The 1,004-nt window shown below is 62.1% G+C and carries 1 protein-coding gene; it reads left to right on the plus strand.

Annotated features, from left to right (window positions below; all coding sequences use genetic code 11):
• Positions 1-29: 29 nt before the first annotated feature.
• On the plus strand, positions 30-1,004 hold a 975-nt coding region (gene cysG / locus A3754_RS00385), incomplete at its 3' end, for a siroheme synthase CysG (RefSeq protein ID WP_063518544.1).

Here is a 1,004-nt window from a genome sequence, read left to right on the forward strand (position 1 = left end):
CTGGTGTCCGGCGTTTACCGGGAGCAAGCATGGAATTTTTACCGATCAGTTGGCGTTTGCAGGGCAAAGTGGCTCTGCTGGCTGGCGGCGGCGAAGTGGCGCTGCGTAAAGGGCGCCTTCTGCACCGTTCGGGTGCGGTAGTGAATGTGGTTGCCCCGCAAGTGTGCGATGAATTGCGCGCTATTGTGGCGCAGAGTGGCGGCGCCTGTATGGATCGTGTGTTTGCGAGCACGGATCTGGATGGGGTTGCGCTGGTCATTTGCGCCACGGACGATCGCAGCACCAATGCCGACATTGCCCGCCAGGCGCAACAGCGTGGTTTGCCCGTCAATGTAGTCGATGATCCGTCGCTGGGCGATTTCATCTTTCCTGCCATCGTGGATCGCTCTCCGGTGCTGATCAGTATCAGCTCCTCCGGCGCCTCGCCGGTACTGGCGCGTAAGCTGCGGGCCCAGCTGGAATCGTCCTTGCCTGCCCGTTGGGGGAGGCTGGCGGACCTGATGGCCCGCTTCCGTCAGCCCCTCAAAGAAAAACTCGATAATATCGGCGCGCGGCGCCTGTTCTGGGAGCAGACCCTGGATAGCCCGGTGGTGGAGAAAGTGCTGGCTGGCAAGGACAGCGAAGCGGAAGCCATGCTGGCTGCGGCCATTGAATCCGCTGATGCGGCCTGCCTGAGTCGGGGTGAGGTCTACCTGGTGGGTGCAGGTCCCGGTGACCCGGACCTGTTGACGTTCCGGGCGTTGCGCCTGCTGCAGAAAGCCGACGTGGTGCTGTACGACCGCTTGGTGGGCAAGGGTATCGTGGATCTGGCCCGCCGGGATGCGGAGTTGGTGTACGTGGGCAAGGCCCGCGATAAACACGCGCTGCCCCAGAACAACATCAATGAATTGCTGGTCCATTATGCCAAGCAGGGCAAGAAGGTGTGCCGCCTCAAGGGCGGGGACCCGTTCATCTTCGGCCGGGGTGGCGAAGAAATTGACCTGATTGTGGCTGAGGGCATCGAC

This window comes from Alcanivorax sp. HI0083 (assembly GCF_001635175.1).